The sequence below is a fragment of the Mesomycoplasma hyopneumoniae J genome (genome assembly GCF_000008205.1).
Lineage (GTDB): Bacteria > Bacillota_I > Bacilli_A > Mycoplasmatales > Metamycoplasmataceae > Mesomycoplasma > Mesomycoplasma hyopneumoniae.
The window spans coordinates 744,526-755,905 of sequence record NC_007295.1; the positions used below are offsets into that span (position 1 = coordinate 744,526).

Here is an 11,380-nt window from a genome sequence, read left to right on the forward strand (position 1 = left end):
AATTTTTTAATACCAAATTGCACTTTTTAAAGTTTTTTCTGATAATTTTGATGCTGCCTTTTTATCTAAAATGAAAGTGCAATTTGGATGTAATTGTAAAAAAGAAGCACTAATTTCTGTATTAGGCTCATCTTCTAACATTGATTTTGTCACATCGGCCTTATGAGAGCCAAAAGAGATCATAATAGCTTTTTTTGTATATTTTAAAATTGTTTGAATTCCCATTGTAATTGCTTGTTTAGGACATTGATCAAAACTGGAAAATTTACCTTTTCTAACCATATCCTCAATTGTTTCAGGGGTTAAATTTGTCACATGTGTTTTAGAATTAAATGGAGTTTTAGGTTCGTTATAGGCCATATGACCGTTAATTCCAATGCTTATATATTGCAAATCAATTGGTTTTTTCGCTATTTTTTCCTCATAAAGTCTAGCTTCTTTTTCAGGATTTAGAGCTTTAGAATCTGGAATATTTATTTGTGAAGTTGGAATATTGACAAAGTCAAATAAATTGGTTTTCATCTGTTTTATAAAAGCTTCTGAATGATTTTTGTCAATTCCGACAAATTCATCAAGGTTAAAAGTTGTAATTTTTTCCCAAGAAGTCCCGTTCTCTTTGCGATCTTTTACTAAAAGTTTATAAGTCTCAACTGGCGAGATTCCGGTTGCAAAACCTAGGACTGAATCTGGCTTTGTTCTAATTTGGTCGATAAAAAGATTTGCACAATATTTGTGCAAATCGCTTAATTTTTCAAAAATTAATATCTTCATTTTGTCCTTTTTAATCTAAAATAGTAATAATTGAAATTTTATCACGCATAAAATAAAAAATAGTAAAAAAAGCGAAAAAATTTTTTTATATTGCAATTTTTAAATATTTGTGATATAAATAATGAAACACTATACCGGAAGCATTAAATTTTTCGCTTTTTTTCTTTTTTTAAATTTAAAAATGAGTTATAATATAAAAGCATTTTTAAATTAACAGCATTAAATAGTTTTAGATAAAATTCAAAATTTGTTAAGATTTGCGAGTAGTTAGCTGTAAATGAAAGCATTAGATTTTGAATCAATTTAGAATCTATTTAGTTTTCTCTTTTTAGTCTAAAAATGCGAATTTAAAATTAAAAGGAGAAAAATGTCACGTTATACTGGCTCTATTTTTAGAAAATCACGGCGTCTTGGTTTTTCTATTCTTGAAACAGGAAAAGAATTTGCTAAAGGAAAACAAAGACGATATGCTCCTGGTCTTCATGGTCTAAGACGTTCAAAACCTTCCGATTATGGGGTCCATCTTCGCGAAAAACAAAAAGTACGTTTTATGTATGGGCTCAGCGAAAAACAATTTCGCAATACTTATCGAAAGGCAACTAAAAAAACCGGAATTGCTGGAACATTGTTTTTACAAGCGCTCGAATCACGACTAGATAATTCAGTTTATCGTGCTGGTTTTGCTGAAACTCGGCGTCAAGCACGTCAACTTGTAAATCACGGTCATTTTTTAGTAAACAACAAAAAAGTAGACATCCCTTCATTTCAGTTAAAACAGGGGGATATTTTCGAACTTACAACCCGGAAAGACGGAAAAATTAGAAAAAATCAACAAATTTTAACCTCTTTGGAAACAAGAACGCCAGCCGCATGACTTGAAGTTGACAAAGATAATTTCAAGGTTGTTTTTAACCGTATGCCGGAACGATCAGAATTAAACCAGGAAATTAAGGAATCCTTAATCGTTGAGTTCTATAGTAAATAATCAATTTTTTAATTCTAATTAGTATTTTTAGAAAAAAATCCAGAAATAATTTTTAAATGTTTTTGGATTTTTTTCTAAATGTGATATAATTTAGGTGAAATTCTAGGAGAAAAATGCCTAAAAAATTTGCTATTACTTCAGATCATGCTGGTTTTAAAAGAAAAGAAGAAATTATTGAGTATTTAAAAAACCAAGGTTTTGAAGTAAATGATCTTGGCCCAAAAAATGAGGAATCAGTTTCATATGCTGTTTATGGTAATAAACTAGCAAATTTTTTGCTAGAAAATCCTGAGCAAATTGGGATTGCTATTTGTGGAACAGGATTAGGAATGTCTTATGCCTTAAACCGATTTAAAAAAATTCGAGCTGCGCGAGTTACATGTGAAAATGATGCTTATCTTGCAAAATTACATAATAATGCAAATGTGATTGCACTTTCTGGCCGTTTTAATTCAAAAGATGAATCAATTTCTTTTATTAAAAAATTTTTAGAAACCGAATACGAAGGTGGCCGTCATCAAGAAAGAATTGATGAACTTGATAAATAATGCCAGAATTACCAGAAGTTGTCACGGTTGTAAACGCCTTAAAAACCGAGGTAATTGGTAAAAAAATTAAAAATGTTTTGGCCCGTGATAGTAATTTTATCAAGGAAATTAATTTTTTTGATTTTCAAAAATCCATTGTAAATGCGACTATTATTGACATCCAAAATCGGGCTAAACATATATTAATTTTTCTTGACAACCGAAAAGTTATCTTATCACATCTAAGAATGAATGGGAAATATTTTACATATAAATCGCCTCAATGAGGAAAGTATGACTATATTTCCTTTGTTTTTTCTGATAATAGCGTCCTAAATTACAACGATAGTCGTAAGTTTGGAACTTTTATGATTCGGGATGTGGAATTATTATTTAAAACTAAACCACTTAAAGATTTGGCGCCTGAACCTTTTTTTATTAAGGTTGATGATTTTTATCAAAAAATCAGAAAATCAACACGCTCGATTAAGGCAATTTTGCTTGATCAAAAAATTATTAGTGGACTAGGGAATATTTATGCTGATGAAGTTTGTTTTGCAACAAAAATTTTCCCGGGAAAAACTGCAAAATTGATTTCTCGAAAAGAGGCAGAATTAATAATTTACTTTAGCAAAAAAATTCTACAACAATCAATTAAACTTGGCGGTTCAAGCATCAGTTCTTATACATCTTTGAATGCAAAAGAGGGAAAATTTCAAAATTTTTTAAAGGTTCATACAAAACAAAATTTTCCTTGCTCAAATTGCCAAACTAAAATTTTAAAAACAGTTATTGCTGGTAGGGGAACATATTTTTGCCCTTTTTGTCAAAAATTAGACAATTTTTAAGTTAAAATACTATTTTTGAAGTGTTTTTTAGTAATAAATTTATAATTTTTATGGCTTAAAAGCCAGTGAAACGCGCAAAAAACCCTATAATTAAGTTTTTTTAGTTTACATTATTTATTATAAAATTTTTTATTTCAAAAATTAGTAAAAACATTAACTAAATAAACAAAATCATTGAATTTTTCAGTTTCCAAATTAAAAAATTCAATGATTTTTTCAGGAGAAATTCCTAAATTAATATATAAACAGACATAATCAAAATAAGGATTATTTAGTCTAACCCACTCAAAATCTAGTAGAAAAACGTGTTTATCTGAGGTAATAATATTTTTAAATTGTAAATCGTTATGAGAAATTACAAGTTGATCAAATTGGTATTTCTGCACTAATTTTATATATTTTTTATCTATTATTTCACTAACGTTTCAGTCAAATTTAGCAATCTTCTCATTTTTTTGCATATGAAATTCCAAGACTGCAAAAAATAGTTTCTGCAGATTAGTTTCTAAATTTTTAGGGCTTAAAATTTCGCCCTCTATCCATTTCTTAATAAAATTACCTTTGGTGTAAAAGAAAAAATTAGGATTATTTCTGATGAAATTCTCCTCATTTTTTCAATTTACAAAATTGTTAATAGCAATTCGAATTTGAACTTTATGATTCTTAAAAAAACCTAGAAAACTGCAGTTATGATAGCCACAAGAAATCAGTTGGTAATTTGTCAATTTTTGCCTTATATTTTTTGGAAAAACATCGAAATTTATAGTTTTTTTTCAATTCATTAGTCATTAAAAAATAAAAAAAATTTTTAATTCTGACTGTTTTGGCCTAATTCAAGATCAAAATAAACCATTGTATGATCGGAAATTCCTTTAATTCTGTTTATTTCCCCTAATTGATTAATTTTATAATTCATTGAGCGACCATCTTTTTTCCGAAGCTCATCATATTTTTCTACATTAGCAATATTTTTTTTAAAAATTGAAAAAATATCAAATTTTTGCCCGTTATTTGCGACAAGATTGCCTTTATAAAAAATTTTATCATAGGAATTTGAATATTTGCCAAAAGTATTTGAAAGTGAAGTTTTTTCTTCTTTATCAAGCAATGATCTATAGGAATTTAGTGTTGATTTAAACAACTTTTCAGAATTTTCGGCACGGATATTTGTATCAGCCATAAAAATTATTTCTTTGTTTTCGCCGTCTTTTTTATCAATTTCAACTAATAAATTTATCAAATCACGAGCTTCTGCGGCTTCTTGAGAACCTTGTGATGTTTCCTTATCCTGAATTTCCCCACGATTTTTTTGCACTCCTGGAGCATCAAAATGACCAATTACAAAAGTAAAATCCTCTTTCCTTTCTGTTTTAGTATTAAATTTAACGGCTGCAAGCGGTCTGGCTCATTCTAATTTAACACCTTTTTGGATCAAATAAGGATTTGATGGACTGGCAAAATTAGCTATTTCTAAAAGTGAAGACTTATATAAAAATGTATATTTTTCCTTCTGATTTACCTTGCCCTCTTCGGCAGTGGTTATTTCTTTCCAAGCGGCATTAGGATTTAGCGTATTTAATTCCTTAACAATATCAGATCCATCGCCGGTCTGCGTTATCTCCGCTAAGCCAACTAGATCCAGCTTTGTAGAGTTTATTACCTGCGAAATTGCATATGTTTTTGCTGTATTTGTTTTTGAGGATTTATTTGAATAATTTAAAACATTTCAAAAGCCAATTCGAATAGAATTTTTTTTATGATCTGGAACTAAATTAGTATTTTCTAAATTACTTGTTGAATTTAATTTTTCAGTTTGATTAAGGGCAGCTGTTGTTGAATTTGATTTATTTGTTGATGTTTGATAAATTAAATAAGCTCCGAGTCCGGTGGCTAAAGAACCTAAAAAGATGGAGGAAAAAAGAAATAATTTTTTAATTTTCATATTTACATTAATACTATTTTTTTAATATTTACTAGCTAATTCAGTTAGATTTTCGTATACTTTTTTTAATTCAAGTTCGTTTAAAATTTTCACTAATAATGGACTAATTTTGATGTCTAATTTCTGGAAAATATCAAAATCAAAATTAGCCTTATCATTTAATTTAATAAAATTTTTAAAAAATAATAACTGTTTTATTTTTTGATTAATTTGATTTGCGATTTTTTGATTAATTTTATCAAGATTTAATAAAATATTATCTAAATTTTTGTATTTTTCTAGTAATTTTATCGCTGTTTTTTTGCCTAGGCCCTCAATTACCTTAATATTATCAGAAACATCCCCTGCTAAAACCTTAAAATCAATCACTTGAGAGGGCGAAAAACCGTATGATTCATAAAAATTTTCCTGTGTATTAATATTTATGAAATTATTTTTAATTTTTGTAATAACTTTAGTTTTTTTATCAACTAATTGTAGTAAATCTTGATCTGCACTAAATATGAGTATTTCTGCTTCATTATCTTTTTTCTGAATCTTTTTTTTTAGCGATGCTATTAGATCATCGGCTTCAAAATCTTGATGTTCTGATCATAAAAAGTTCGCTAAACTAAGTATTTTTTTAATTTGATCCATTTGAAAAAAAAGTGAATCAGGAGGTTTTATTCGCCCTTTTTTATAATCCGGATACATTTGATGGCGCGGGGTTTTCGCGCCAAAATCAAAAGCAAAATAAACATTATCAGGTCTAAGAAGCTTTAATAATTTAAAAACAGAACTAAAAAAAATATGAACTGCAAAGGTCATTTCCCCTTTTGAATTAATAAGGCGATTACCATGAAATCCACCAAAAAATGATTTAAAGGTTAATCATGTTCCATCAATTAATAATATTTTTCTAGCCATAGTTAGCAATTTTTTGGACTTCCTTTTAAATAGAATTTGCCTGGTTTTGAAAAAAACACTATAAATTCATAGTGTTTTTTTGTCTCAAGCAATAAATAATCTGGGTTTTTAGTAAAGATTTTGATCTCATTTTCATCATCGGCTAAAATCACCATAAAATATTCGCTATTAGCTTTTCTTAATCTTATTACATTTTTTAGCTCTAAAATTAGCCGATATTCATTCCCAATTCTTAAGTCTTTTAGTCTGATTTGATTAGTGAATAAGTAATTATTTTGGTCATCAACAAACGACATTCCAAGATATTTTACCTCATTTTCATAATTTTTTTCTTGATTATAAGGAATTTTTTCTAAAAATTCTAAATCCAAACCAAAATTATCTGTTGTAAGAACTAAATTTCCGTCTTTATCATTAAGCACAAAACTAGCATGATTCCAAAGTAGCTCAAAATTATGAGCTAATGTCTCCTGATTGCCAAAATCGCTAAGAGTATTTGCAAAAATCAATTTTTCAATTGCCACTTTTGAAAAATTGACTAATTTCATTCTTTTAATGAAATCTAAAAAATTTTTATATATCCCATTTTTTGATCTTTCATCAATAATTGTTTTAATCGCAATCGTTCCAAGGCCTTTAACCATTAAAAGTGGAAGAAAAATTGTGTTTTTCCCTTTATCAAAAACAGCATTTTCTGTTGAAAAATTAATATTTGGCCTATGAATTTTAAAACCAAAATTTCTCGCTTCACCAACATATTTTTTAATTTTTGCCTGCGCGCCGTTTTCATTTGAAATCAACTCAACAAAAAAATAAGCAGGATACTTGGCTTTTAAATAAGCCATTTTATAAGCTAAAGTTGCATAAGCTACCGCATGCGCCTTGTTAAATCCATAGTCAGAAAATTTATAAATTAAATTATAAATATCTTCAACCAATTTAGGTTCATATCCTAAATTAGTCCCGTTTTTAATGAAATTTTCCTTAATTTTATCTAGTTTTGTCTCATCTTTTTTCGAAATTGCAACCCGGATTATATCTGCTTGTTCGAGGTTAAAACCAGCTACAACCTGACAGATCTGCATAATTTGTTCTTGATAAATAATTACACCAAAAGTTGATTCGACAATTTTATCATATTCAGGAAATATTTTCTCTCAATTATTTCTCTCCTTATTTTTTGCATAAGTAGGAATTTGCTGAATTGGGCCAGGACGAAAAAGCGAAATTATCGCAATTATGTCATTAATTGAACTAACCCCAATTTTTTTAATGCTTGCGGTCATTCCCGGTGATTCTAATTGAAAAATCCCACTTGTTTTCCCTTGGGATAGTAAATTATTTGTTGAATTTTCACTAATTGGTAGCTGATTAAAAGTGATTTTATGCCCATCTGAATTAATTTTCGCTAGAATATTAGCTACTATTGTTAAATTTTTCAGCCCTAATAAATCAATTTTTAGAAGGGAAAAATCCTCAATAAATTCTGCAGCATACTGAATTTGATTTAAATTTTCCTTAGAATTATGAACAGGCACTAATTTTGTAATTGGAATTTTTGATAAGACTATTCCGGCTGCATGAGTTGAGGACTGTCGCGGCATTCCTTCTAAAAAAGCGCTGATTTTATAGATCTTTTTATAAATTTCGCTATTATTTTCGGCCTTAAAATTATCACCTTTTTCAATTAATCTTCGAAATTCTGAGGATTTTTGGTCATATAATTGGGATAAATTTGCATTGTTCGGAATTAATTTTGCATTTTTGTTTATTTGGATTTCGGGAATTCCAAAGGTTTTTGAAATATCACGAAAAACACTTTTAGCTGCTAAAGTGGAAAAAGTAATAATTGTCGCGCAATGGTCAGGCCCGTATTTTTCAAATAAATAATCAATAACCTCTTGACGTCTTGTATCCTGAATGTCAATATCGATATCGGGCATCGTAATCCGTTGCGGATTTAGAAATCTTTCAAAAATTAAGTCGTATTTTAAAGGGTTTACAGAAGTAATTTCAAGTAGATAGGCGACTAAAGAACCCGAAGCAGACCCACGACCTGGCCCAATCAGGATTTCATTTTTCCTGGCCCATTTTAGAAAATCTCAAATTATCAGAAAATAATTAGTAAATTTTAGTTTGCAAATTGTTTCATATTCATATTGCAAACGCGCTTTCCATTTATAATTTGACAGTTCAATTCTGCGGTTTTGAACCGCTTCCTTAAGGATTTTTTTTAATAAAAGATCGGATTCAAGTCCATTTTTGTGGTCTAAGTCAGGAAGATTAAAATCAATTTTGGGAAATTGAATTTGAATATTTTCGACAAGATAATTGGTTCTTTTAATGATAATAGGATCAATTTCTTGTTCTCATTTATTAAAGTCAAAAAATTTGGTACTTGAATCTAAAGTTGTACCTTTAATTTTTGAAAGTGCTTCAAGGTAAATTTTCTCCTCTGCAAAAAGTAAATTTCGCTCTTGAAGATAAACAGCATTTTCAATTTTAGGATTGTTTTCAACAATATAATAATTTTTAAGTTGATTTTCGCCAAAAAGTTTGCCTAATTGTTCTTTTTTTTGAGCATAAAACCCTTTTTTGGGGTGATCAACTATAATTATATCATCTTTTTCTGCAAGATCTGTTAAAAAAAGGTCTTTTTTTTTTGTTTTTTTTGAGGAAAATTCCGAAAGAATAACATATCCTGAATAATTTTTGGCTAGCAAAATAAAATTGAAATTTTCAATTTCAATTTCAAGTCCAATTACCGGATTTATCTTGTTTTGCTTACATAATTTATAAAATTTTGGTACCCCAAACATTGAATTTAAATCCGTTATTACCAAAGTTTTTAAATTATTTTCAAGCGCAAATTTTATCAAAGAGTCTAATTTGATCGTTGATGATAAAAATGTGTATTCAGTTCTTGTATGTAAATTAATTAATTGCATATCTTTGGTTAAATATTAAAAGTAAAAAAAGCGTTTTTTATGTGCTTTTTTTACTTTTCTTTTTGAATTTCACTAAATATTTTATCAATTTTTTCTACTCTTTCTACAACTGGATCTAGTAAAAAATGGAGTTGTGGAACTTTAAAACCTTCAAGGAGATTGCCAAATTTAAGCCTAATAAATTTTTCCGCTTTGATAATTTTAGCTAAATTTTTTCTTTGACTAAACTGAAACTCTAAATAAACAAAAAGATGGGAATTATCTGCTGAAAGTCGAACTCAATTAACAGAAACCGGCATCCTTTCTAGAAAATATGTCTCGATTACTTTTGAAATAATTTGAAAGTAATAATTTTGTTTTTTCTCGTGACTAACAGACATTCTCTTCCTTTTTATTCCTCAATTTCAACATCTAAAAATGCTTTTAGCTCATCACCTATTTCAATATCATTAAATTTATAGATATGAGTTCCAAACTCGTTGCCGACCTGAACTTCTTTTACCGGATTTTTATCTCTTTGTAGGGATTCAATTTTTCCTGAATGGATCAGTTTTGAATTTCTTCAAAGCTCAATTTTACAATTTTCGACAAATTTTCCCGAAAGTACACTACATCCTGCAATTGATCCGACTTTTGAAAATCAGAATTTAGCAATAATTTTTGCTGTCCCGATCTGCTGAAGTTCATATCTAATCTCACGCATTCCACGGACTTGTTTTTTAATTTCATCAACAATTTTATAAATAATTGTATGTTCGCGAATTTCGACTTGGGCTTGTTTTGCTTGGGCTTTAATTGCAGCTGGAATTTGTAAATTAAAGGCATAAATTATTGAATTTGAAGTTTGGGCAAGTAAAATATCTGCCTTATTTACAATGCCGACACCAGAGTGCAAAATGTGAATATGCACTTGTTTTGATGCAAGTTTTTCAATTGTTGAATGCAAAGCCTGGGCAATTCCGGCAACATCGGCCTTGATAATTATATTTAGTGTTTTCTCTTTTGTTTGCTGTTTTGTTTGCACTTTTGTCTTTGAAATTTTCTCTGACTGTTTTCTTTCAAGAGCTAATTGTTTTGCAAATTTTTCTTCGTGAAATCCGAAAAATTTATCCCCGGCTTCCGGGACATAATTAAGCCCAGTGACAATTACCGGAGTTCCCGGGGGAGCAAATTTGATTGGCTGACCATTGGTATTTTCCAGTGAACGAATCCGACCATATTGATAACCAGCAACGATAAAATCTCTGACCATTAAAGTCCCATTTTGAACCATTAAAGTTGCAATTGTCCCTTTATTATGGTGCAATTTTGCCTCAATAACTGTCCCGATTGGATAGCGATTTTTATTTGCTTTTAATTCTAAAATTTCTGCAAGTAGTAAAATTGAACTAAAAAGGGTATCTATTCCTTGACCCGTTAGTGCCGATCCATAGACAAAAATGTTACTTCCACCTCATTCTTCGGTGACAATATTAAGCGCAGATAGTTCATTTTTGATCCTATCAACATCCTTGTTTGGCTTATCCATTTTATTAACAAAAACGATTATTGGCACATTTGCGGCTGCAGCATGGTTAATTGCTTCTTTTGTCTGAGGCATCACTCCATCATCAGCAGCAACAACTAAGACGATAATATCGGTCACTTTTGCCCCGCGGGCGCGCATTTGTGTAAATGCTTCATGACCAGGAGTATCAATAAAATTAATAATATGACCTTGAAAAACAACTTGATAAGCACCAGTATGCTGGGTAATTCCACCTTTTTCATTTTTTGCAATATTAGTTTTCCGGATATAATCAAGTAAGGTTGTCTTTCCATGGTCAACATGACCCATAACTGTGATGATTGGCGGACGGGGGCTAAGATCTTTGTCCTGATCAAGAATTGAAACTTCCTCCATAAAATTAGAGGCATCAATTTGGACTTCTTTTTTAAAATCAAGCCCAAATTCAAGGCATATTTCGGCAATTTCGTCTTCAGAAAGACTATGATTTAAATTATACATTTTTGCCTGATGGAAAAAATAAGTAATAATTTGATTCACTGAGACATTAATTTTTTGAGCTAATTCAGCAATTGTCATTATTCCTGAAAAAAGGAAGACGCCGTTATGAACTTTAGTTTCAACAGTTTTTAATTGTGCTTTAATTTCGCTTACATTTGAGATTCGTTTTTGACTTTTTTTCATAGAATTTCTACCTCATTTGCTAAATTTGTATAGGCAAGAGTGGAAATATTTGTCTTAAATGCACGATTAAAAAGTTTTTTTTGAATTGCTTGTTGAATTTTATCATAATCAGCAAAAATATATGCGCCTCTGCCACCAATTTTTTTATCAAAAAATTTATCAATTACTAACTTTTTATCAATATAAACAAATCTTATTAATTCACTTACTGGATAAATTTTTTGATCAACAATACATTTTCTTGTATAATTTTTCACTTTTT

General features: G+C 29.2%; 11 protein-coding genes. 3 read left to right on the forward strand and 8 right to left on the reverse strand.

The features are described from left to right. Nucleotides 1-6: 6 nt before the first annotated feature. Nucleotides 7-771 (reverse strand): glucosamine-6-phosphate deaminase, encoded by a 765-nt coding sequence (locus tag MHJ_RS03045; RefSeq protein ID WP_011206422.1) that lies wholly within the window; start codon nucleotides 769-771, stop codon nucleotides 7-9. 367 nt (nucleotides 772-1,138) lie between these two features. Between MHJ_RS03045 and rpsD the strand changes: the two genes are divergently transcribed. From rpsD to mutM, 3 genes are all read left to right on the forward strand, one after another. Continuing rightward, complete coding sequence (gene rpsD / locus MHJ_RS03050; RefSeq protein ID WP_011206424.1) at nucleotides 1,139-1,756, forward strand: 30S ribosomal protein S4; 618 nt, start codon at nucleotides 1,139-1,141, stop codon at nucleotides 1,754-1,756. Between the two features lie 113 nt (nucleotides 1,757-1,869). Further along, nucleotides 1,870-2,304 carry an RpiB/LacA/LacB family sugar-phosphate isomerase gene (locus tag MHJ_RS03055; protein ID WP_011284312.1) on the forward strand — a complete coding sequence of 145 codons (435 nt, stop codon included), beginning with the start codon at nucleotides 1,870-1,872 and terminating at the stop codon, nucleotides 2,302-2,304. Further along, entirely contained in the window at nucleotides 2,304-3,131 is an 828-nt protein-coding gene (gene mutM / locus MHJ_RS03060) for a DNA-formamidopyrimidine glycosylase (protein ID WP_011284313.1), read from the forward strand. Before MHJ_RS03055 ends, mutM begins: the two co-directional genes overlap by 1 nt. Before the next feature lie 110 nt (nucleotides 3,132-3,241). Here mutM and MHJ_RS03065 read toward each other — a convergent pair whose 3' ends face one another. The 7 genes from MHJ_RS03065 to MHJ_RS03095 form a co-directional block, all read right to left on the reverse strand. Beyond that, on the reverse strand, nucleotides 3,242-3,856 hold the full coding sequence (locus MHJ_RS03065; protein ID WP_228366113.1) for a hypothetical protein: 615 nt from the start codon (nucleotides 3,854-3,856) through the stop codon (nucleotides 3,242-3,244). 83 nt (nucleotides 3,857-3,939) lie between these two features. Beyond that, nucleotides 3,940-5,073, reverse strand: a complete 1,134-nt coding sequence (locus MHJ_RS03070; protein ID WP_011284315.1) for an endonuclease/exonuclease/phosphatase family protein — start codon at nucleotides 5,071-5,073, stop codon at nucleotides 3,940-3,942. Between the two features lie 21 nt (nucleotides 5,074-5,094). Further along, complete coding sequence (locus MHJ_RS03075) at nucleotides 5,095-5,979, reverse strand: 5'-3' exonuclease (protein WP_011284316.1); 885 nt, start codon at nucleotides 5,977-5,979, stop codon at nucleotides 5,095-5,097. A 2-nt stretch (nucleotides 5,980-5,981) separates the two neighbouring features. After that, nucleotides 5,982-8,927, reverse strand: coding sequence for a DNA polymerase III subunit alpha (locus MHJ_RS03080; protein ID WP_011284317.1), 2,946 nt, complete (start codon nucleotides 8,925-8,927; stop codon nucleotides 5,982-5,984). Between the two features lie 50 nt (nucleotides 8,928-8,977). Further along, nucleotides 8,978-9,307: a ribosome-binding factor A gene (locus MHJ_RS03085; RefSeq protein ID WP_011206431.1), complete on the reverse strand. Its 330-nt coding sequence runs from the start codon at nucleotides 9,305-9,307 to the stop codon at nucleotides 8,978-8,980. A gap of 11 nt (nucleotides 9,308-9,318) precedes the next feature. Next, on the reverse strand, nucleotides 9,319-11,118 hold the full coding sequence (gene infB, locus MHJ_RS03090; protein WP_011206432.1) for a translation initiation factor IF-2: 1,800 nt from the start codon (nucleotides 11,116-11,118) through the stop codon (nucleotides 9,319-9,321). Then, on the reverse strand, nucleotides 11,085-11,375 hold the full coding sequence (locus MHJ_RS03095; protein WP_011206433.1) for a YlxR family protein: 291 nt from the start codon (nucleotides 11,373-11,375) through the stop codon (nucleotides 11,085-11,087). The genes infB and MHJ_RS03095 overlap by 34 nt, the downstream gene beginning before the upstream one ends. Between the last annotated feature and the right edge of the window lie 5 nt (nucleotides 11,376-11,380).